Origin of the sequence: Deinococcus radiopugnans ATCC 19172, from assembly GCF_006335125.1 — a bacterium.
In the GTDB taxonomy this organism is placed as follows: domain Bacteria; phylum Deinococcota; class Deinococci; order Deinococcales; family Deinococcaceae; genus Deinococcus; species Deinococcus radiopugnans.
In genome coordinates this window covers 17,178-39,168 of sequence record NZ_VDMO01000018.1, presented here as the reverse complement: position 1 = coordinate 39,168, position 21,991 = coordinate 17,178, and the positions used below count along the sequence as shown (strand labels likewise).

Annotated in this window: 19 protein-coding genes; 10 read left to right on the top strand and 9 right to left on the bottom strand. The window is 67.6% G+C overall.

Features of this window, described 5'->3' with window-relative positions; genetic code table 11:
• Positions 1-86 precede the first annotated feature (86 nt).
• A complete protein-coding gene (locus FHR04_RS15250; protein WP_139404163.1) occupies positions 87-1,034 on the top strand; it encodes a diacylglycerol/lipid kinase family protein in 948 nt (315 codons plus the stop codon).
• A gap of 4 nt (positions 1,035-1,038) precedes the next feature.
• Here the strand turns inward: FHR04_RS15250 and FHR04_RS15245 are convergent, their stop codons facing one another.
• Positions 1,039-2,004, bottom strand: coding sequence for a tyrosine-type recombinase/integrase (locus FHR04_RS15245; RefSeq protein ID WP_139404162.1), 966 nt, complete (start codon positions 2,002-2,004; stop codon positions 1,039-1,041).
• A 160-nt stretch (positions 2,005-2,164) separates the two neighbouring features.
• On the bottom strand, positions 2,165-3,652 hold the full coding sequence (gene lnt / locus FHR04_RS15240) for an apolipoprotein N-acyltransferase (RefSeq protein ID WP_139404161.1): 1,488 nt from the start codon (positions 3,650-3,652) through the stop codon (positions 2,165-2,167).
• Between the two features lie 76 nt (positions 3,653-3,728).
• On the opposite strand from lnt, the gene FHR04_RS15235 reads away from it, so the two are divergent.
• Entirely contained in the window at positions 3,729-4,433 is a 705-nt protein-coding gene (locus FHR04_RS15235; RefSeq protein WP_039683689.1) for a metallophosphoesterase family protein, read from the top strand.
• A 60-nt stretch (positions 4,434-4,493) separates the two neighbouring features.
• Here FHR04_RS15235 and FHR04_RS15230 read toward each other — a convergent pair whose 3' ends face one another.
• On the bottom strand, positions 4,494-5,651 hold the full coding sequence (locus FHR04_RS15230; protein ID WP_039683687.1) for an aminotransferase class V-fold PLP-dependent enzyme: 1,158 nt from the start codon (positions 5,649-5,651) through the stop codon (positions 4,494-4,496).
• Between the two features lie 190 nt (positions 5,652-5,841).
• On the opposite strand from FHR04_RS15230, the gene FHR04_RS15225 reads away from it, so the two are divergent.
• The 5 genes from FHR04_RS15225 to FHR04_RS15205 are packed head-to-tail and all read left to right on the top strand — an operon-like array spanning position 5,842 to position 10,678.
• Complete coding sequence (locus FHR04_RS15225; protein ID WP_139404160.1) at positions 5,842-6,576, top strand: HAD family hydrolase; 735 nt, start codon at positions 5,842-5,844, stop codon at positions 6,574-6,576.
• Positions 6,570-7,544: a dipeptidase gene (locus FHR04_RS15220; RefSeq protein WP_139404159.1), complete on the top strand. Its 975-nt coding sequence runs from the start codon at positions 6,570-6,572 to the stop codon at positions 7,542-7,544. Before FHR04_RS15225 ends, FHR04_RS15220 begins: the two co-directional genes overlap by 7 nt.
• 43 nt (positions 7,545-7,587) lie before the next feature.
• Positions 7,588-8,460 (top strand): C40 family peptidase, encoded by an 873-nt coding sequence (locus FHR04_RS15215; RefSeq protein WP_139404158.1) that lies wholly within the window; start codon positions 7,588-7,590, stop codon positions 8,458-8,460.
• Complete coding sequence (locus FHR04_RS15210; protein ID WP_249039153.1) at positions 8,457-9,491, top strand: dipeptide epimerase; 1,035 nt, start codon at positions 8,457-8,459, stop codon at positions 9,489-9,491. The genes FHR04_RS15215 and FHR04_RS15210 overlap by 4 nt, the downstream gene beginning before the upstream one ends.
• Positions 9,482-10,678 carry a Gfo/Idh/MocA family protein gene (locus FHR04_RS15205; protein WP_139404157.1) on the top strand — a complete coding sequence of 399 codons (1,197 nt, stop codon included), beginning with the start codon at positions 9,482-9,484 and terminating at the stop codon, positions 10,676-10,678. The genes FHR04_RS15210 and FHR04_RS15205 overlap by 10 nt, the downstream gene beginning before the upstream one ends.
• 62 nt (positions 10,679-10,740) lie before the next feature.
• Here the strand turns inward: FHR04_RS15205 and pdxT are convergent, their stop codons facing one another.
• From pdxT to rho, 5 genes are all read right to left on the bottom strand, one after another.
• Positions 10,741-11,358 (bottom strand): pyridoxal 5'-phosphate synthase glutaminase subunit PdxT, encoded by a 618-nt coding sequence (pdxT, locus tag FHR04_RS15200; RefSeq protein WP_375782581.1) that lies wholly within the window; start codon positions 11,356-11,358, stop codon positions 10,741-10,743.
• Positions 11,348-12,253 (bottom strand): pyridoxal 5'-phosphate synthase lyase subunit PdxS, encoded by a 906-nt coding sequence (gene pdxS / locus FHR04_RS15195; protein ID WP_139404156.1) that lies wholly within the window; start codon positions 12,251-12,253, stop codon positions 11,348-11,350. Before pdxS ends, pdxT begins: the two co-directional genes overlap by 11 nt.
• A 61-nt stretch (positions 12,254-12,314) precedes the next feature.
• Complete coding sequence (locus FHR04_RS15190; protein WP_245616445.1) at positions 12,315-12,755, bottom strand: response regulator; 441 nt, start codon at positions 12,753-12,755, stop codon at positions 12,315-12,317.
• Positions 12,756-12,779: 24 nt separating this feature from the next.
• Positions 12,780-14,150 (bottom strand): M23 family metallopeptidase, encoded by a 1,371-nt coding sequence (locus tag FHR04_RS15185; RefSeq protein ID WP_249039152.1) that lies wholly within the window; start codon positions 14,148-14,150, stop codon positions 12,780-12,782.
• Between the two features lie 36 nt (positions 14,151-14,186).
• Positions 14,187-15,479: a transcription termination factor Rho gene (gene rho / locus FHR04_RS15180; RefSeq protein ID WP_139404155.1), complete on the bottom strand. Its 1,293-nt coding sequence runs from the start codon at positions 15,477-15,479 to the stop codon at positions 14,187-14,189.
• Positions 15,480-16,084: 605 nt separating this feature from the next.
• Here rho and FHR04_RS15175 point away from each other — a divergent pair.
• Positions 16,085-16,414 (top strand): DHCW motif cupin fold protein, encoded by a 330-nt coding sequence (locus tag FHR04_RS15175; RefSeq protein ID WP_139404154.1) that lies wholly within the window; start codon positions 16,085-16,087, stop codon positions 16,412-16,414.
• 114 nt (positions 16,415-16,528) lie between these two features.
• Positions 16,529-19,708 carry an isoleucine--tRNA ligase gene (gene ileS, locus FHR04_RS15170; protein WP_139404153.1) on the top strand — a complete coding sequence of 1,060 codons (3,180 nt, stop codon included), beginning with the start codon at positions 16,529-16,531 and terminating at the stop codon, positions 19,706-19,708.
• Between the two features lie 63 nt (positions 19,709-19,771).
• On the opposite strand, the gene FHR04_RS15165 is transcribed toward ileS, so the two are convergent.
• Positions 19,772-20,611, bottom strand: a complete 840-nt coding sequence (locus FHR04_RS15165; RefSeq protein ID WP_139404152.1) for a DegV family protein — start codon at positions 20,609-20,611, stop codon at positions 19,772-19,774.
• Between the two features lie 204 nt (positions 20,612-20,815).
• On the opposite strand from FHR04_RS15165, the gene bshA reads away from it, so the two are divergent.
• Positions 20,816-21,940 (top strand): N-acetyl-alpha-D-glucosaminyl L-malate synthase BshA, encoded by a 1,125-nt coding sequence (bshA, locus tag FHR04_RS15160; RefSeq protein WP_221265535.1) that lies wholly within the window; start codon positions 20,816-20,818, stop codon positions 21,938-21,940.
• Positions 21,941-21,991 lie beyond the last annotated feature (51 nt).

Here is a 21,991-nt window from a genome sequence, read left to right as displayed (position 1 = left end):
GCGAGCGCCCCAACCATGAGTGAAGAAGCAACCAAGAAACGCAGCATAGCAACAGCCTCCGAATTCACAGTCTAATGAACGTTCTGATGACAGGTCAAACCTCCCCCCCCGGCCCCCCCAGCACCCCACGCGTTCTGGTCGTCTTCAACCCCAAGAGCGGCAAGGGCGACAGCGATCTGCCGGAATTCGTGCGCCTGCTGCGGGCCGGCGGGGCCGAGGTGGTGCAGCGCGAACTGAGCCGCGACACGCCGCTGGAAGAACAGGTCAGTGACCTGGGGGCCTTCGACAGCCTGGTCGCGGCGGGCGGTGACGGCACGGTCAGCAGCCTGGCCTACGCCATCCGCGACTCGGGCGTGCCGCTGCTGGCCTTTCCCGCCGGCACCGCCAACCTGATCGCGCAGAATCTGGACCTGCCCACCACGGCGCCGGAACTGGCTGCCCTGGTGCTGGCCGGACACACCATCACCGTCGATCTGGGAGAGATTGAGGTGAGGGGCCAGAAGAACGGGTTTGCCATGCTGGCCGGTGCGGGGGCGGACGCCGCCATGATCCGGGACAGCGAGGAACTCAAGGAGCAGTTCGGCGTGATGGCCTACGTCCTGAGCGCGATGAAGCAGCTCAACCCGAAGAAGACGACCTTTACGCTGACCCTCGACGGCGAGACGCGTGAGTTCGAGGGCATCGGCGTGATGGCGGCCAACTTCGGCATGGCCAATTACCGCATGCCGATCACCACCGACATCGATCCCGCCGACGGTCAGTTCACGGTGGTGCTGCTCAAGGCCGGCAATCTGCTGCGCCTGATTCCCAACCTGATCGACTCGGTGCGCGCCAAGCTGAACCTGGGCGATCCGCTGTTCAGTGGCAACCTGGAAACCGTCTACGCCCGCGAGGTCACCGTGGACGCGGCGGACGCCTTTCCCCTGCAATACGACGGCGAGCTGATGGTGGAAACGACGCCGTTCACCGCCCGCATCCTGCCTGGAGCGGCCCGGTTTATTACGGCGGCCCGGGAGGAGGAGGTCGAGACGTAAAGCTTTACTGAAAGTCCTCGACCACAGATTCCAAGTCGTCTTCAGGCAACTCGACATATCGCCGGGTGGTATCTACCTGTTCATGTCCCAGGAAGCTGGCGACACGAGTGAAATCTTTAACGACTGCGTAAAGTTTCGTCCCAGCATATTTGCGCCCGGCATGAAATCCCCTGAAATCATGCTCCCGCCCGCATTTCAGCGCCAGCTTTTGCAATCGTTCATAGGCACTCGAATACGCCTGAAGAGTGAGGAGACGCCCAGTTCCTGTCGTTTCGGCCTGCAAATTACCCAGAGCCTCCCGCAGACGCGCACTCAACGGCACCACCCGAGCCTTATCACCCTTCCCGTGGGCTACGAGCAGCCGTTTTCGGTGCAGATCAACATGAGACCAATCAACAGCCAGAGCTTCCGCAATTCTCAAGCCTGCGTGGGTGAGCAGCAGCAGCAACACCTGTTCCTGAGCATCCGCCTCGGCCAGCATCGCCTGCACGAAGTCGGCGCGGTACGGTGGATTTTTAACCACTCCGCGCGTGGCATCCCTGGGGCGTTTGACGTCTGTAAAAGGATCCGAGTCCGTTGCGCCAGCCCAGCGCAAAGCCCGGTACAACGCGCTGGCCGCCGCGATCCGCGCCTGCACCGTTGCTGGCTTCAGCCCCAGTGACATCAGAGACGCCACATATAGACCCGGTTGACGCTGCCCAGGATGCAACAGGTTCCAGGCATTGTTCGTTGCGTGCTCAACGAGCACCTCGGAGCCTTTTTTGTAGGCACGCAAGGTATGGGGACTGAGTCGCACGCCCGCACTGGTTTCGCTGATCAGTGACGCGAGCGTCAGCTCCCAGAGCAACGCGGCGTCCTTATCCCGGGCTGCCGTGACCGCCTTGACCCGCAGGGCTTCGTCACTGAGTCCGGCAAGCGCACGGGCATGGGCCAAACGATCACCAAGGTAACGTTCCAGGGTTTCCGACATTTGCGCCGATGATAACATTCATTATCAACGTTGCCCAGCAACAATCAGGAGATACAGGTATGAGTACAACTTCCCCGCGCATCTGCCCCAGTGGAATCATTCACCTGAAAAGTATCGAGCCTGGCTCCTTGGTGTGTCTCAACGTCTAGGGCAGCAATGATCACCCCTCCCGCCGGTCCACCCGCACCGCGTACCCGATCATCCCCAGCGCCAGCAGCAGCGCGGGCCAGTCGCCCACCCGGTTGAACACGGTGCGGCCCGTCAGGAGTTTCGGACGCACGCTCAGTGCCTGGGTCTGCTCGCCGCTGGCCAGGGTCCTCACCGGCTGCCCCAGATCGTTGACCGTCCCAGCCACCCCTTTATTGACGCTGCGGACCAGCCAGCGCCGGTTCTCGATGGCGCGCACGCGGCCCATCATGAAGTGCTGCTGCACCCCCCAGCCGCTGTACCAGCCGTCATTGCTGGGATTGACCAGCAACTCAGCGCCCTGCCGGGTCAGACTGCGGGCCACCCACGGGAAGACGCTGTCGTAGCAGATGTAGGCACCGTAGCGCACCCCTTCCAGCGTGAGCGGCTCAACGATCTGGGCGGGTTGAGCGCTGGACAGTTCGAAATGAAGCTGGTTTTCGATAAGGCGGTAGACGGGGCGCAAAATGCCGTTGTAGAACACGAAATATTCACCGAACGGCACCAGTTTCGCCTTCGCCTCACGGGAAGTGATCTGTCCGGTTCCATCAATGCTGACCACGTCGTTGCGCTCGGGACGTTCATACAGCGGCGTCCCGAGCCCACTGATGCCGGGTCCCGGAAACTGGGGCAGCACGGTCTGGGTGGCCGGGGCCGTCAGCGCCGTTTCACTCCAGACCAGCACCTCGTCGGGAGTACGCCTGGCCGACGCCTGCCGCTGAATCTGCAACTGCTCATCCGCTGTTAGCCTCCCCGCCGCCCGACCAAACGAATCGAAGGCGGTCCTCAGCACCAGCATCGGCTGCACTGGTCCCTCGCCCGGCGTGCGGGTCAGGCCGTACCCCAGGGCTGCCACCCAGCACACCGCGGCCAGCAGCACCGGGCGACCTCTTCCCTGTCGACCCAGGCTCCAGCCGCCGACCCAGCCTCCGGCCAGCGCCGCTGCCGTGCCCGCCACCAGCACGCTGCCCAGCAACACGCCGCCCAGGTCCGCGATCTGAATGGCCGGGCTGGGCAACAGACCGTACCCCAGCGTCGGCCAGGGAAAGGCCAGCGGCCCCAGGAAGCGCAGCCATTCCAGCACCACCCAGCCGCCGGCCAGCGCCCAGACGCGGGCCACGGGCGAGCGGACCAGTCGGGCCAGCGGGTAGGCCATCACGGCCAGAAAAAGCCCTTCCAGCACGAAAAGGGCAAACGCCAGCACACCCGCCGGGGGAAACTGAAACAGCTTGCCCAGGAAGGCGGTCAGCCACCATAGCTGCACGGCGAAATAGCCCACGCCGGACCAGAACAATCGGCCTGGGACGCCCTCCACCGTGCGGGCCGAGGCCGCGAAGGCCAGCACCCCGGCCAGGGGAAGAAAGCTCAGAAAGCTCCAGGGCAGAGGCAGGCCGCACAGGCCGAGCAGGGCGCCCAGCAGCAGGGCCAGAACGGGTGGAGGAACGGCAGGCACGCCCGCCATGATAGGGGCCGGGGCATGAGGACGCGCCGCATGTCGGCTGTCGCTGCCGCCGGCCCTGGGTTAAGATGGCTGCACCTTGAGACTGGCCTTCATCAGCGACATTCACGGAAATATCCACGCCCTGACGGCGGTCAAACGGTTCCTCACCGAGAACATCGTCAATCAGGTGATCGTGGTGGGCGATCTGGTCGGCTACGGCGCCAGCCCCGGCCCGGTGATCGATTTTGTCAAGCGTGAGGGCTGGGCCACCGGGCTGGGGTCCAGCGACATGCGCGTCGCCATCGATCTGGGGGACCGCGAGGGGCGGCGCGGGGTGGCCGATCAGGTCCTGACCTGGACCAAGAAGATGCTGACCCCCGAGCAGACCGAATTCCTGCGCCGCCTGCCGCCGGGCGGACGCATCATGACCCCGGTGGGCCGGGTGCGCTACTTCCACGGCGGCCCCCACGATCCTGAACAGCGCCTGGACCTGATGGCGGGCGAGCGCGAACTGGAGGACCTGGCCGAGACGCTGGGCGCGCGGGTGATCGTGGTGGGCGGCTCGCATGTGCCGTTCTCACGGGTGATCGGCGAGACCACCTTCGTCGATCCCGGCAGCGTGGGCCTGAGCCTGAACCATGAACCCGGCGCGGACGTGGTGATCGTGGACTGCGTGGGGCGCAAACCCAGGGTCTCGCTGCACAAGATCACCTACGACTACGCCTCCAGCGCCTTCGACATCATGGCCTGGAGCCTGCCGCCGGTGATCGCGGACGTGATCAAGACCGGGCGGATGGGGTAGCAGCCGACACAGGGAAAGGGGGCACCCTGGAACGGCTCGCCCCCTTTCCCTGTCAGAAGCTCAAACCAGCACGCCGTCCAGCGCCGCCTCAAACCGTTCCATCACGCCGCGCACGCCCAGCAGATCTTCCAGCGCTCTCATCAGCGCGCGGTAGGGGCCGGGCCGGGCGGCCTCGCCCATCAGGCCCAGCCGCCAGATCTGGCCGGCCGTGGGGCCGAGGCCGCCGGTCACGCTGATCTCGCGTGCCCGCAGGGCCTGACGCACGCCCGCGTCGTCGAAGCCCTGCGGCAGGCGCAGGGCCAGCACGGTGGGCAGGCGGTCCTGTGGTCGGCGCACGTACGGCGAGAAGCCCAGGGGCGCCAGGGCGCTCACGATTGCCTCGCCCACCTGCTGCACGCGGCGCTGGCGGGCCGCCATCCCCTCGTCCAGGGCAGCCCGCAGCGCGGCGTGGAGGGCGAAGTGCAGGTTGACCGGCACGGTGTGGTGGTAGGTCTGCCGCGTCCAGTAGTCGCGCAGGCCCTCAAAGTCGCAGTACCACAGCGGCGTGGGGGTGCGCCGGGCAGCGTGCCGCGCCAGCGCCCGCTCACTGATGGCCACCGGCGCCACGCCGGGAGGGGCCGACAGGCACTTTTGCGCGCCGGTGTAGGCGTAGTCCACCCCCCACCGGGCCATGTGGAACGGCTCCATGCCCGCCGTCGTCACCGCGTCCACCGCCAGCAGCGCCCCGGTGTCGCGCACCAGTTCGGCGATCTCGGGCACCGGGTTCAGCACGCCGGTGCTGGTCTCGCCGTGGACGACGGCCACCATGCGGATGTCACCGCTTTTCGCCAGTTCTGCCGCCACGTCGTCGGCACGGATCGCCTCGCCCAGCGGGGCCGTGACCACCCGCACCCTCGCGCCGTACCGGGCCGCCATCTCGGCCATGCGCCGCCCGAAGCTGCCGTTGGCGCAGACCAGCACCTCGTCGCCCGCCTCCACCAGATTGGCGAAGCCGGCCTCCATGCCCAGGCTGCCGGTGCCGGCCAGCAGCGCCGTGAACGTGCCCGGAGCCGTGCCGTACATCACGCGCAGATCACCCTGAATCTCGCAGTTCAGGGCGAAAACCTCCGGGTCCATGTGGCCCAGCATCGGACGGGACAGGGCCTGCAGGGCGTGCGGGTGGAGCGGGGTGGGGCCGGGCGTCAGCAGGATGTGTTCGGGAAAGGCGTCCAGAGACATGACAGGAGCATAGAGTTTTGTGCACGGTTTAGCAACGCAGTTGCGCTGACTGGCCTCTTAAGGTTATAAGAAAAAATTTTATTGCTCAAAACCCGTGAAAAAAGACAGAGAGAGTCGTCCGCGGCTCAATTCAGGCTCGATTCAGTCTTCCGTTACCTCGGCGGCCGGCCGGATCACTAGGATGGAGCGCATGACGCCACAGCCCGCAGCGCCGCCGAACCGAATCAGCCTGTCCCCTGTCCGAGCAGTCCTGTTCGACCGGGACGACACCATCGCCTTCACGGACCGCGAGGTCTACGCCGAGGCTGCGCGCTGGGCTGCCGAGGAGTATGGGCTGGACGCGCGAGTGGTGGGTGCGGAGATGCTGCGTCACTGGCAGGAACGGGCGCTGACATGGTGGGACCTGCGCACCGAGGACGACGAGACCGCCTTCTGGGACGGCTACGGCCAGGAGCTGATGGGACGGTTGGGCCTGCCCCCTGCCGAGGCCGCCGTCTTCATGGCCGAGTACCCCTACGAGCGGTTCATGAAGCCGGTGCCGCATGCCCGAGAGGTGCTGCGGGCACTGCGCGCCCAGGGGCTGAAGATCGGCGTGCTGAGCAACACGCTGCCCAGCATCGACCGCACGCTGGAGGCGGTGGGTCTGGACGATCTGGTGGATGTCGCCGTGGCGACGTGTGCGGTGGGCGTGCACAAGCCGGACGCGGGGGCGTTTCTGCACGCGGCCGACGCGCTGGGCCTGCGGCCGGCCGAGATCCTGTTCGTGGACGACAAGCCGGAAAACGTGGAGGCCGCCCGCGCGCTGGGCATGCAGGCCACGGTGATCGATCTGCAGGGGCAAGACGAGGAGGCCATCCACGACCTGCGCGCGGTGTTGGGCCTGGTGGGAGAAAGGGTGCCCGCCGGGGTGGGCGGCCCATGCTGATCGACGGTCACCTGGACCTGGCCTACAACGCGCTGAACGGGCGCGACCTGACGCTGCCCCTGGACGGCCTGCGGGCGGTGGACCCGGTGGAGGGCCAGACCGCCACCACCACCTTTTCGGAGATGCGGGCGGCGGGCCTGCGGGTGTGCTTCGGGACGCTGTTCGCGCTGCCGCGCACGCCGGACTCGCCCACGGGCTACACCGATCACGTCGGCGCGCGGGCGCAGGCGCTGGCGCAGCTGGACGTGTACCGCCGCTGGGAAGACGGCGGCCACATCCGGCTGCTGCGCTCGGGGGCCGAGGTCCGCGCCCACTTGGAGGGGCCGGACGGCCCCCCCGGCGTCGTGCTGCTGATGGAGGGAGCCGATCCGCTGCGGGACGCCGACGACCTGCCGTTCTGGGTGGACGCGGGCGTGCGACTGATTGGCCCGGCCTGGGGCGCGACGCGGTACGCCGGCGGCACCGGAGCGCCGGGAGGGCTGACGGAGGCGGGCCGGGCGCTGGTGACGGCCATGCGGGACCTGAACATTGCGCTGGACGCCTCGCATCTCGACGACGCCGCGTTCTGGGATGTCGCCGAGATCGGGCCACGCATGATCGCCTCGCACTCCAACGCCCGCGCGCTGGTGCCCGGCAACCGCCACCTGAGCGACGAGATGGTGCGGGCCATTGCCAGACAGGACGGGGTGATCGGGCTGGTCTTCCTGAGTGCGTTCATCCGCGACGGGGCCACGCACGGTGCGACGCTGGAGGATCTGGCCGCCCACGCCCGGCACTACGCCGAACTGGTCGGCTGGGACCGCGTGGCCCTGGGCAGCGACATGGACGGCGGCTTCGGGGCCGAGAAGACCCCGGTGGGCGTGGGGAGCTACCGCGATCTCCCCCGTTTTCTGGACCGCTTGCCTGCCGAACACCGGGCAGGCGTGGCAAGCGACAACTGGCGGCGCTGGCTGACGACGTACCTGTAACGCCGCCGCGCCCCAGTACGGATTTCCCGCTACCCTGTCGGGCATGGTGCCCCTCCCGCCCGATCCCCGGACCCACGCCCACCACCCCGAGACCCGGCACGCCGAGGAAAGCCTGCGCGGTCAGCTGGAGGGCAGCGGCTGGACGTATGTCACGCCCCGCCCCGTGGCTGCCGCCGCTCGCCTGAGCCTGCGCGCCGCGCCGCGCACGGACGCCGCCCAGGTCAGCGAAGCGTTGCCCGGCGAGGCGCTGGAGCGCCTGTGGGACGACGGGCACGGCTGGGTATACGTCCGGACGGGGCAGGACCGCTACCTGGGCTGGACGCGGCTGGGCGGCCTGACCGCGCCCCCCAGCGGTGAAACCCTCACCGTCACCGCCCTGCGCGCCCACGCCTTCGCCGGGCCGAAGGTCAGCCAGCCGATTGTTGGCGAGCTGTGCCTGGGGGCCAGGATGACCCGTGCGCCGGGCGAGGTGGTCGAGGAAGGTGGGCGGCGCTGGGTGCCCGTGGTGCTGCCGGGCGGCACGGCCGCCTGGGTGGGCGAGCCTGTCCTTTCCCCCCTTGAGGACGCAGACCCGGCGGCGCTGGCCCTGCGCTTTCTGGACACCCCGTATGTCTGGGGCGGGCGCAGCGCATGGGGGCTGGACTGCTCGGGCCTGAGCCAGCTGGCCTTCGCCGCCTTCGGGCAGTTCCTTCCCCGCGACGCGGACCAGCAGCAGGAGGCATTGACGGTCGTCACGGCCCCCCAGCGCGGCGATCTGGCCTTCTTTCCCGGTCACGTCGGCGTCATGCTGGACGGGCAGCGCATGGTCCACGCCAATGCCACCCATATGCGTGTGACGGTGGAAACCCTGGGCGAGGGCGAGTACGGGCAGCGACTTGCGGCAGGCTGCACCGGCTTCGGGCGGTGGACCGCATGAGCGCGGCCCCTATGAACGTGAACTGGGAAACGCTGGAGCTGCACACCGCCCAGCCCTTCGGTATCGCGCGCTGGACCCACAGCGTGTACCCGCGCACTTTTGTGACCTTCACCCAGGACGGAATCTCAGGGCGTGGCGAGGCCGCCCCCAACGCCTTCTACGGCGAGACGCGCGGCACGGTGGAGGCGGTGCTGCCGCTGCTCGCGGATGCGCTGACCGATCCCCGGGACTGGGACGGGCTGCACGCAGGGCTCGCGGCGCGCATGCCGCACGATCACCCCTCGGTCAAGTGCGCGCTGGAAATGGCGGCGCTGGAGTGGTGCGCGGTGTCGGCGGGCCTGCCGGTGTGGCGGCTGCTGGGCCTCTCCCCCGCCCCGCTGCCGCGTAGCAGCTTCACGGTCAGCCTGGCCGAGCTGCCCGACATGCGGCGGCAGGCCCGCGAGGCGGTGGCCGCCGGGCACACGGTTCTCAAGGTCAAGCTGGGGACGGCGCGCGACACGGCCATTCTGGAAGCGCTGCGCGAGGAGGTGCCGAACGTGACCCTGCGCGTGGACGCCAACGCCGCCTGGACCCGCCCGCAGGCCAAACGCATGCTGGGCGTGCTGGACGCCGCCCGCGTGGAGCTGGTCGAGCAGCCTCTGGCGGCGGACGATCTGGAGGGCCACGCCGAACTGCGCCGCGTGTCCCGCGTCCCCATCGTGGCCGACGAGAGCCTGCACCACGTCCGGGACGTGATCGCCCTGGCCGACGCCTTCGACGGCGTGAACCTCAAGCTGGCCAAGCTGGGCGGCCCGCTGCGGGCGCTCACGGCGCTGCGGCTGGCCCGCGCCCACGGCATGGGCGTCATGATCGGCTGCATGATCGAGAGCAGTCTGGGCATCGCCGCCGCCGCACATCTGGCTGGCCTGTGCGACTGGGCCGATCTGGACGGGGCGCTGCTGCTGGCCGACGATCCGTATGCCGGCCTGGAATGGACGGCGGGTGAGCTGGCCCGGCCCGACGGTGTGGGCTGGGGGGTGGAATGGCGGTGAAGGCCGTCACGGTGGCCATCCTGGGCTGCGGCAACCGGGGCGGGGACGTGTACGCCCGGCATCTGGCGGCCCAGGGGGCGCGCGTGACGCATCTGGTGGACCCGCGCCCGGCCCGACTCGCGGAGGTGGCCGCCCGGCATGGCCTGCCACCAGCGGTCTGTTTTCCGGACTGGGACGCGTTTTTTGCGCTGGGGCGGGTGGCCGACGCGGTGGTGGTCGCCACCCCCGACGACCAGCACGTCACGCCGTGCCTGCAGGCACTGGCGCTGGGCTACGACGTGCTGCTGGAAAAGCCGATCTGCTTGCAGGAGGCCGAGCTGGACCTGCTGCTTCAGGCCGAGGCGCAGTCGACGGGCCGCGTGAGCGTCTGTCACGTCCTGCGGGCCACCCTGTTTTTTCAGGCGATCCGGCAGGTGCTGGACGCTGGGCGCCTGGGTCAACTGGTGGGGATTCAGCACGCAGAGAACGTGGCGTACTGGCACTACGCCCACTCGTTCGTGCGCGGCAACTGGCGGGCCTCACCCCCGGCGGCTCCCTTTGTGCTGGCCAAGAGTTGTCATGACCTGGACCTGCTGCGCTGGTTTGCGGGTGCGCCGCCGTCTCGGGTGGACAGCCAGGGCGGACTGCACCATTTTCGCCCGGAACACGCGCCGCCCGGAGCGTCGGACCGCTGCGTGACCTGCCGGGTGCCGGACTGCCCCTACGACGCCCGCCGCATCTACGGCACCCGCCCGCCCGACGCGTGGCCCAACACGGTGCTGACCGCTGGGGAGCAGTCGCCAGCTGAAGCTCTGAACACCGGGCCATACGGTCAGTGCGTGTATCTGGGGCTGAACAATGTCGCCGACCACCAGACCGTGAACGTGACCTTCGCCAACGGCGTGACGGCCAGCCTGAGCGTCAGTGCCTTTACGCACAACAACACCCGGACCCTCAAGCTGCTCGGCACGCACGGCGAACTGCGCGGCCACATGGACCGGGGCGAACTGGAACTGCACGATTTCCGGAATGGCACGATAGATCTCCGGACGGTGGACGCCAGCGGCAACCACGGCGGCGGCGACGTGGCGTTGGTGCAGGCGTGGCTGGCCTCGCTGCGCGGCGAGACCGAAGTCCCCACTCCCCTGTCGGAGTCGCTTGATTCGCACCGGATGGCCTTTGCTGCAGAGCGGTCGCGGTTGGGCTAAAGAGGCTATTATACGTAAGTGAATTGTTTCACGATATTACTTGCTCGTGAAAATTTTGTTGCCTATGTCATCTCAGTCTTGGTTTCGGCCACCTTCATCAGGAACAGCGCGTGTATTCGGGCATCCGGGCTGAGCTCAGGATGGAAGGCTGTGGCCAGGACAGCATCCTGCCGCAACATCACAGCCTGACCTTCCCATGTGGCGAGCACGGTGGCCTGCGAACCGACGTCGCTGAAGGCGGGTGCACGGATAAAGACAGCCGGGAACGGCTCCTCCAGTCCGCTGACAGGCAGCGTTGCGGCAAAGGAATTGATCTGCCGGCCAAAAGCGTTGCGCTGCACAGCGGCGTCCAGAAGTCCCAGGCTCGCCTGCTGGCCGCCGAATTGCGGCGGCGCGCCGCGCACCTCGCGGGCCAGCAAAATCGCGCCGGCGCAGGTGCCCCAGACGGCCCCACCACCTGCGTGGAACTTGCGGATCGGCTGCCACAGCGCGTATTCCGTGAGCAGCCGCGCCATGGTGGTGCTCTCTCCTCCCGGCAGGACCAGTCCGTCCAGCCCAACTAAATCGGCGGGCAGGCGCACTTCCCGCACCAGTGCGCCCAGCGACTCCAGCCGCTGCCGGTGCTCGCGAAAGGCGCCCTGGAGGGCCAGGACGCCAATATGCAGCGGTTTACCAGCCACGTGACGCAAGACGCTCGGCGGGAATCAGGTCGTCGATGTTGATGCCGGTCATCGGGGCGCCCAGGTCCTCGCTGACCTCGGCCAGCACTTCCGGGTTCTGGAAGTGGGTCACGGCCTTGACGATGGCCTGCGCGCGGCGCTCGGGGTTGTCGCTCTTGAAGATGCCGCTGCCGACGAACACGCCGTCCAGACCCAGAACCATCATCAGGGCGGCGTCGGCGGGGGTGGCCACGCCACCGGCGGCGAAGTTCACCACGGGCAGCTTGCCGTGCTGGTGCACGTAGCGGACCAGCTCGTAGGGGGCCTGCAGGTCACGGGCCACCGTCATCAGTTCCTCGGCGGGGCGGGCCTGGATGGTGCGGATCTCGCCCAGCACGGTGCGGGCGTGGCGCACGGCCTCCACCACGTTGCCGGTGCCGGCCTCGCCCTTGGTGCGGATCATGCTCGCACCCTCGCCCACGCGGCGCAGCGCCTCGCCCAGGTTCTTGGCGCCGCACACGAACGGCACCTTGAACTCGGACTTCAGGATGTGGAACTGCTCGTCGGCCGGGGTCAGAACCTCGGATTCGTCGATGAAATCCACGCCCAGCGCCTGCAGGATCTGCGCTTCGACGATGTGGCCGATGCGGACCTTGGCCATCACCGGAATGGTCACCGCCGCGATGATCTCCTTGATCATCTTGGGATCGCTCATGCGGGCCACGCCGCCGTCCACCCGGATATCGGCCGGGACGCGCTCCAGCGCCATCACGGCGGTGGCGCCGGCAGCTTCGGCGATGCGCGCCTGATCGGCCGTGACCACGTCCATGATCACGCCGCCCTTAAACATCTCGGCAAAGCCGAAGTTGAGGTAGGTCTGCTGGGGCTGGGGAGTCTGGGCAGTGGGTTCGCTCATGGCCGCAGCATAGGCCGCAACTGCCCCCACACATAGGGCCAGAAAGCGGATGTGAGTGGGGTCAGTTTTCCGGGTGGCCGTGCTGGGCCGCCCAGACACGCTCGATGGCCAGGATCAGCTCGGTGGGGCGGAACGGCTTGACCAGATACGTCTGGACCAGCTGCCCGGCCAGTTCCGGCAGGGCTTCCGGAGGATTGAGGCCGGAAAGAAAGACGACGGGCGGCATGGGTGCGGCGGCCCCGGCCTCGGCAGGCTGGGCTGGCCGGCGGTACTGGTCATGCAGCCGCCGCACCGTCTCGAAGCCGTCCCAGGGAGACATCATCACGTCCATGACGATCACGTCGATCGGACGCTGGCGGCAGACCTCCAGCGCCTGCGGGCCGTCCAGAGCGGTCCACACGGCGTAGCCCCGCAGGCCCAGGGTCAACTCCAGCAGTTCCAGGATCTGCTGCTCATCGTCGACCACCAGCAGATTCAGCGGGCGCGGCGGGAGGCCCGTCACGGCGTGAACGTCACGGTGCGGCGATCACGGCAGCAAGGCCAGGGGGTCCACCGCCTGGCCCCCCAGCCGCACCTCGAAATGCAGATGTGGTCCGGTGCAGACGCCGGTGCAGCCGACATAACCCAGCACCTGCCCCGTGTGGACGGTCTGGCCGGGCACCACCGCCGTGCGGCTCATGTGGCCGTAGATCACGGTGCTGGTGCCGTTCACGGTCCACACGTTCAGCCCGAACGCCCCGTAGCCGCTGGCCGACACCGTGCCGTCGCTGGCCGCGTAGATCGGGGTGCCGAAGGGGGCGGCCAGATCGATGCCGCCGTGAAACACCTCGCGGTGGAAGGCGATGTCCCGCTCGGCAAAGCGGCTGGTCAGGGTAAAGGAGCGCAGCGGCCACGCCAGCCCGCCCATGCGGTTGGTGCTGGCGGTCTGAACGCGGCCAGGCAGACTGGCCCCCTGCTGGACGGCGGCGCTGGTCCGCTGCCGCGCCGCGGCCTGCGCCGCCTCGTAGCGGGCCTGCCGCTCGTAGGCGGCCTGCTGACGCTGACGCTCCGGGCTGTTCTTCCAGGCCAGGTACGCCTCGTACTTTTCCTGGCGGGCGTACTTTTCCTGCAGGCGCTGACGCTCGCGGTCCTGCTGCCACGCCAGGTATTCCTCGTATTTCTGCTGCCGGGCGTAGGCCAGCTGCGCCCGGCGTTCGGCCTCACGCGCGGCCAGCAGCTGCTGGCGGAAACTCTCGGCACGGATGCCGGGCAGCAGCAGTTCGTCGCCCACATGCAGTTCGGTGGGCAGCACGTCGTTGGCGCGGGCAGTCGCCACCAGATCCGCGCCGTACCCGGCGATCAGCGACAGCGCCGATTGACCGGGCTTGATACGCACCAGCAGGCCGCGCTCACGGGTGGGAATGTTCAGGGTCTCGCCCGCCCGCAGGGTGTCGAGGCTCTGGCGGTCCAGGTTGACGCTCAGCAGGTCCACCATGCTCAGGCCGTGGCGGGTGGCCACGCCGCTCAGGGTGTCGCCGGGGCGAACGGTGTAGCCCTGCACCGAGGTCGGCCGCGCCGGAGCCCGCGCCACGCCCGGATGGGGCAGCCGCACCTCCCGCAGCCGCCAGCCGGGGCCGGAGTTCAGCGTTCGCACCGCGCCAGCGGTCACGCCGTAGCGCCGGGCCAGGGCTTTGGCCGTGGTCTGCCCCCCGGTCACAAGCTGCAGCGCCGGCCCCCGCGTGTCGGGCTGCAGGGTCACCTCGGGTTCGGGGACAAACAGGTCGGAGGGGGCGGTGAACATGCCGGCCAGCGGTTCAGGCAGCGTGGCGGAAGCCTGAGCGGGAAACAAACCGGCGCACAGCAGGGCCGCGCCGATCAGGCTGCGGGCAGACCGACGGGCATCAGACAGGACAGTCAAGGTTCAGGGACTCCGGATCACGAGAGGCGGCAGGCGTCAGCCGCCCGCCAGATTCTGCAGGAACTCGACGTTGTTGCGGGTCTTGCCCATGCGCGAGAGCAGCATTTCCATCGCGTCGGCGGGGTCCATGTCGCTGATCACCTTGCGCAGCAGCCACATCTTTTTCAGCACCTCGGGCCGCAGCAGCAGTTCCTCGCGGCGGGTGCCGGACTTGATGATGTCCAGCGCCGGGAAGATGCGGCGCTCCTCCAGGCGGCGCGACAGCACCAGTTCGGCGTTGCCGGTGCCCTTGAACTCCTCGAAGATCACGTCGTCCATGCGGCTGCCGGTTTCCACCAGCGCGGTGGCCAGGATGGTCAGGCTGCCGCCCTCGCGGATGTTGCGCGCCGCGCCCAGGAAGCGTTTGGGCCAGTGCAGCGCGTTGCTGTCCAGACCACCCGACAGCGTGCGTCCTGTGGGCGGCGTGACCAGGTTGTTGGCGCGGGCCAGGCGGGTGATGCTGTCCAGCAGGATGACCACATGGCCGCCGTCCTCCACGATGCGCCGGGCGCGTTCATGCACGAATTCGGCCACCCGGACGTGGTGTTGCGGCGGCTCGTCAAAGGTGGAGGCCACGACCTGCGCGCCCTGCACGCTCTCGCGGAAGTCGGTGACCTCCTCGGGACGCTCGTCGACCAGCAGCACCATCACGGTCACATCGGGATAGTTCTTGACGATGGAATTGGCGATCTGCTTCAGCAGCGTCGTCTTCCCGGCTTTCGGCGGCGCCACGATCAGCGCCCGCTGCCCGCGCCCAATGGGCACCAGCAGATCGACGACGCGCAGGCTCAGGCCGTCGGGGTTGCCGGGGTCTTCCAGAACCAGTTGCGCCTCGGGGAAAGTGGGGGTCAGGTCATCGAAGCGGGGGCGGCGGCGGGCCGAGTCGGGGTCCAGCCCGTTGACCGCCTCGACCTGCACCAGCGAGCCGAAGCGCTCGTTCTCGCGCGGGCGGCGGGCGCGGCCAATCACCTGATCGCCGGTGCGCAGGTGGTTGGCCTTGATCAGCCCCGCCGTGACCAGCACCGTGCGGCTGTTGGGGTCCAGCAGGTCCGATTGCAGGAAGCCGTAGCCGTCCGCGCTGATTTCCAGATAGCCGCGCGCCAGCAGCTGGCCCTCGGCGTCGGCCTGGTGCTCCATGATCGCCAGCGCCAGCGCGTCTTTTTTCAGCTTGCGGTAGTTGTCGATGCCGTATCCGGCGGCGATCAGGTGCAGCTCCGGCAGGATCTTCTGCTGCAGTTCCTGAAACGGCAGGGCCGTGGTATAGGGCGAGGCGCCGCTGAATTCGGTCACTGCGGACGGCCTCCCTGGGGTGAGATGAAACAGGTGTTCATGGACTGACGGCTCTCCTGACGGTGACAAGGCAACTTCATGTGGGACTCCCTGACAAGGATTGTACGCGCCCGCCGCCCAATACACCGTGAGGGCGGGCGGCGGCAGCGGGGAAGGCGGGCAGAAACGCGACACCCAGCATACCCCGATTCACGAAGGGAATTTCCGGTGACGGCCTGCAGGCCGGCGCAACTGCCATCAGGCGCATTGACCCGCGCGGCCCCGCCGCCCTACCATGTCCTTCACTCCTGAAAACGGGGTGAGCAAACAGACGCGACCGCGAGGACAGTACGCCAGCGCAGGGCAGTCGGGAGCGAGTCAGGGACGGTGAGAGCCTGACAGACCAGCCGCCACGCCGAACATCACCTCCCGCGCAGACGGAAGAAAGGCCCGCAGGGGCCGACTAGACCCGCCCGGACGCCCCCCGACAGAGGGCCTTGCAACGAGGCCGCAGCGGTGCGCGGCGAAGTTGGGTGGTACCACGCATCAGCCCTCCACAGGCGGCGCGTCCCAGCAAAGAAGCTGAGGCGCGTCGTCTTTTTCTGTGCGGGGAGGGGAGGCAAAACATGCAGATGCACGACATTGGGTTTGGCGTCACCGACTGGTCTGCGGTGCCCGTCACCGAGCATCCCGGCGTGAGCGGGGTGGCGCACTGGCGCACGCAGCACTTCGGAAGTCTTCGCGTCCGCATGGTGACGTACTCGCCCGGCTACCTGGCCGATCACTGGTGCCGCAAGGGCCACATTCTGCTGGTGCTGGACGGCCAGCTGGACACCGAGCTGGAAGATGGCCGCACCTTCACCCTCAGGCCCGGCCACAGCTATCAGGTGGCCGATCACGCCGAGGCCCACCGCTCCAGCACGGCGGGCGGGGCCAGGCTGTTCATCGTGGACTGATGGTCAAACCGTCCAACCGCCCAAAAAAGGCCGAAAAAACTTGACCACGCACCGTCTCTCCCCTGTTCTCCATCAACTTTCAACCGTCACCCATCCACTCTCCGAAGGAGAAACATGTCCACCTTCAAACCCGTCGAAGCCAATCCCAAATTTCCTGCGTTAGAGGAGGCCACCCAGCAGTGGTGGGCCGAAAAGAAAATCTTCGAGCGCAGCCTGGAGCAGACCGCCGCCGGCCCGGTCTACACCTTTTACGAGGGGCCGCCTACCGCCAACGGGCAGCCGGGCATCCACCACGTCCAGGCGCGCAGTTTCAAGGATCTGTTTCCGCGCTTCAAGACCATGCAGGGCTTCCACGTGCCGCGCAAGGCCGGCTGGGACACGCACGGCTTGCCGGTGGAAATCGGCGTCGAGAAAAAACTGGGCCTGAACTCCAAGCGCGAGGTGGAGGCCTACGGCATCGACAAGTTCAACGCCGAATGCCGCCAGAGCGTTTTCGTGTACGAGGCCGACTGGCGCAGGTTCACCGAGCGCATGGGCTACTGGGTGGACTTGGACGACGCCTACATGACGCTGCACAAGGACTACATCGAGTCGGTGTGGTGGAGCGTGGCCGAGCTGGAGAAGAAGGGGCTGCTGTACCGGGGCTTCCGCGTCGCGCCGTACTGCCCCAAAGACGGCACCACGCTGTCCAACGCCGAGGTCAGCGACGGCTACAAGGACATCCAGGATCCCAGCATCTACGTGGCGCTGGATCTGAAGGAGCCACAAAAAATCGGGCTGGAGGCGGGCGCGGCATTTCTGGTGTGGACGACGACGCCGTGGACACTGCCGTACAACGTGGGCGTCGCGATCCATCCGGAGTTCGAGTACGTGGCGGCGAAGGACAAGGACGGCAAGGTGCTGATCCTGGCCCGCACGCTGCTGAATGAGGTGCTGGGCGAAGGCGCGGAAGTCGTGAAGTCGTTCCGGGGAACGGAACTGGATCGGCTGAGCTACGAGCCTCTGTACACCGAGGCGTATGAGGCGGAGGGCGACGGCGCCCCGATCTGGATGAGCGGCCTGGACACCTACGTCTCCGACAGCGACGGCACCGGCATCGTGCATACCGCCCCGGCCTTTGGCGAGGACGACATGCGGCTGGCGAAGAACTACGGCTTCCCGGTGATCGTGGGCGTCGATCCTGAAGGAAAGCACCGTTACGGCCCGTGGAAGGGCGTGTTTTTCCGCGACGCCAACACGGACATCATCCGGGATCTCAAGGCGCGCGGTGTGATGTGGCGCGACAAGAACTTCATGCACAGCTACCCGCACTGCTGGCGCTGCGGCACGCCGCTGATGTACTACGCCACCGAGAGCTGGTACCTGAACAACACCTCCCTGAAAGAGCGGCTGATCGAGCTGAACCAGAGTATCGACTGGCACCCGCCGCACATCAAGAACGGGCGCTATGGCGGCTGGCTGGAAAACCTGATCGACTGGAACCTGTCGCGCAACCGCTACTGGGGCACGCCGCTGCCGGTGTGGGAAACAGCGGACGGGGGCAAGTACAAGGTGGTGGGCAGCTACGCCGAACTGGCGGAACTCAGCGGGCGGCCTGAAGTCACGGGGGAGAACTTCGATCCTCACCGCCCCTACGTGGATGACATCACCTTCGAGTTGGGCGGCGAGACGTACCGGCGCGTGCCCTACGTGATGGACGTGTGGTACGACAGCGGCTCGATGCCGTTCGCGCAGCACCACTATCCGTTTGAAAATAAGGCGAAGTTTGAGGACGGGGGCTTTCCCGCCGACTTCATCGCGGAGGCCATCGATCAGACGCGCGGGTGGTTCAACAGCCTGCACCAGATCGGCACGATGGTCTTCGATTCGGTGGCGTACAAGTCGGTGATCTGCTCGGGGCACATCCTGGACGAGAAGGGCCTGAAGATGTCCAAGAGCAAGGGGAACATCGTCGATCCCTGGGCGGTGTTCGAGCAGTACGGCGCCGACGCCGCGCGCTGGTACATGTACGTGTCCGCGCCGCCGGAACTGTCCCGGCGCTTCGGCATGAACCTGGTGGGCGAGGCGTTCCGCAGCTACTTCCTCACACTATGGAACACCTACAGCTTCTTTGTGCTGTACGCCAATCTGGACCAACCGGACTTGCGGGCCGCACCGCCGCTGGAGGAACGCCCGGAAGTCGATAGATGGCTGCTGGCGAAGGTGCAGGCGCTGATTACAGTCGTGACCGAGCGGCTGGAAAACTACGATCCCACCGGATCAAGTCGGGCGCTGCAGGACTTCGTGACCGAGGATCTGAGCAACTGGTACGTGCGGCGCAACCGCAGGCGCTTCTGGTCTGGGGACGGGCAGGTGGATCTGAGCGCCTACGCCACGCTGCACTACGCGCTGGTGACGGTGACGCAGCTGACCGCGCCGTTCACGCCGTTCCTGGCCGAGACGCTGTACCAGAATCTGGTGCGGAGTGTGGACGACACCGCGCCGGAAAGCGTCCATCTGTCCGGCTGGCCCACGGTGGACGAGTCGCTCGCGGCCCCGGCGCTGGTGGGCGAGATGGACGCCGTGCTGCGTGTGGTGGGACTGGGCCGGGCGGTGCGTGCCGGCAGCGGGATGCGCCAGCGCCAGCCGCTTCCGCGCGTGCTGCTGCGGGCCCGCACGCCCCAGATGACGGCGGCGCTGGGCCGGTTCGAGGGACAGATTCGCGAGGAACTGAACGTGAAGGAGGTGGAGTTGCTGGACCAGTACGCCGAGCTGGTCAGCTACACGCTGCGCCCCAACCTGCCGCTGCTGGGCAAGAAATTCGGCAAGGCGGTGCCGCAGGTGCGCGCAGCGCTGGCGGCGGCGGACGCCTCCGAGATCGCGCGGGCGGTGCGGGACGGCCAGCAGTTTGAGGTCATCGCGCCGACGGGCGAGCGCTTCGAGCTGGGGCCGGACGAGGTGCTGGTGGACGCCCAGTCCCCCGAAGGCTACGCCGCTCAGGAGGAGGCCGGGTATCTGGTGGCTTTCGACACGGCGCTGACGCGCGAGCTGGAGCTGGAGGGACTGGCCCGCGATCTGGTGCGCGGCATCCAGGACGGGCGCAAGCGGGCCGGATTCGAGGTGCAGGACCGCATCACCCTGCATCTGGAGCTGGAAGGCGACGCCCGCGCCGCCGCCGAGGCGTGGCAGGAGTACCTGATGTCCGAGACGCTGGCCGAGACGCTGGTCTTCGGTGAGGCGTCCGGGTTCAGGGCCGAGGTCGAGGGCGGCGCGGCTTACCTGGAGCGGCTGGAGGCGGACGGACTGACGGCGTAAGACTCAACAGAAACGAGGGGACGCGGCTAAGTTTGTGCCGCGTCCCCTCGCCCGTATCACCGCTCAGGCCGGGCGGGCCATAAATCCAAACGTTCCCGGCCCCACGTGCGCGCCGATCACCGGACCCATCAGCTGCATGCGGGCCTGTTTGACATTCAGGCCGCTGGTGGTCACGGCGTGGCGCAGGGCCTGGATGCGGCCACTGTCGCGCCCGGCGTGAATCACCGAGATGGACAGCGGCTGATCGCCGAAGCGGGCACGCAGCCCACCCAGCATGTCCGGAATGGCGTGGTCCGCCTTGCAGCGCCGCAGGGCCTTGAGTTCGCCGCCCTCGAAACCCAGGATCGGGCGCAGGCCCAGGGCATTGCCGAAAAAAGCCTGGGTGCGGCCAATCCGCCCGCTCCGACGCAGGTAGTCCAGCGACAGCACGCTGAATTCGGTGTGGATCTGATCGCAGACGGCCCTGGCGGCCTGCACCGCACTTGCGGGGTCACCTCCGCTCAGGATGGCCGTGCGGGCGGCCAGCACCGCTTCGGCCAGGGGACTGCTGGCCAGTCCACTGTCCACCACATGAATGCGCCGTTCCATGTTCAGCAGCGTCACGGCCCGCCGGGCATGCTCCACGGTCTCGGAGAGCTTGCCCGACAGGTGGATGCTGACCACCTCGTCGTGGGTGTCGAGCAGTTCGCGGTACCGGGCGGCGAAGGCGGCCACAGCCACCGGCGTGGTGCTGGCCGTCCCGCCCGACTTCATGTGGTGGTAGACGGCATCGGGATCGACCTCCTGCCAGTCGAGCAGGTCGCGCTCCTGCATGTGAACGGTCAGGGGAATGATGTGGACGCCCAGTTTGCGGGCGTCTTCCAGCGGAAGATCACAGGTCGAGTCGGTCAGTACAGCGATCATTCATCTATTCTCAGCTTCGGCTCATCAAGTTGTCTGTGCTGTTTTCCTCGTTGAACACGGGGCTGCGGGGGTACCGGGGGGGGTCCACGCCGATCATGGCCCGGTGCAATCCTTAAGGTTTACGGGGAGGGCTTCACAGGGAACGCTATACTTTCCGGCCATGCCCAGTCCCTCCTTTTGCCGCCCACCAACAGGATTTCCCCTTTGAAGGTCGCCGTGCTGTGCCACGCCAGCGCTGGCGGCTCGGGCGTCGTCGCCACCGAACTGGGCCTGCAGGTGGCGCGGGCCGGACACGAGGTGCATTTCGTCGGCTCGGCGCAGCCGTTCCGGCTGTCGGGACAGGGCGGCATGCGCGGGCCGTATTTCCATCAGGTCAGCGGCTTCGCCTACGCCCTGTTCGAACAACCGTACCCGGAGCTGGCCGCCGCCAACACCCTGACCGAGGTGATGCTGGAATACGGGGTGGAACTCGCGCACGCGCACTACGCCATTCCGCATGCCACGGCGGCCATCCACGCCCGTGCCATCGTCGGCGCGGGCCGGGTGCTGACCACGCTGCACGGCACCGACGTCACGCTGGTGGGCGCCGAACCGGCCTTCCGGCACACCACCCGCCACGCCATTGAGCGCAGCGACCATGTGACTGCCGTGTCGCAGTTTCTGGCGGATCAGACACGTGAGGTCTTCGGCGTGGACCGCGAGATCGAGGTGATTCACAACTTTGTGGACGCGGGGCGGTTCCGGCGCATCACCGACCCCGAGGTGCGGCTGCGCTTTGCCCATCCGGAGGAGGCCCTGCTGGTGCATGTCAGCAATTTCCGTCCGGTCAAACGGGTTGAGGACGTGGTGCAGGTGTTCGCCCGCGTGGCCTCCGAGATGCCGGCCCGGCTGCTGATGATCGGCGACGGGCCCGAGCGTCCCCGCGCCTTTGAACTCGCGCAGCAGCTGGGCGTGATTGGCCGCACGCATTTCCTGGGGTCCTTCCCCGACGTGGAGACCGTGCTGGGCATCAGTGACCTGTTCGTGTTGCCCAGCAGCAACGAGAGCTTCGGCCTGGCCGCGCTGGAGGCCATGAGCTGCGAGGTGCCGGTGGTGGCGGCCCGTGCCGGCGGCATTCCGGAAGTCGTCGAGGACGGCGTGACCGGCCTTCTGCGCCCGGTGGGTGACGTGGACGGCATGGCCGACGCCGCACTGAGCATCCTGCGGGACCGCGAACGTTATCTGGGCATGGGCACGGCGGCGAGGCACGCAGCCACCTCGCGCTTTTCCCCCGCCCACATCGTGCCGCAGTATCTGGCAGCCTACGAACGGGTGATCCGGCAGGATTGAGAACGTGGCTCGTCCCTCTCTGGGTTTATAGTAAGTGAAATGATTCACGAT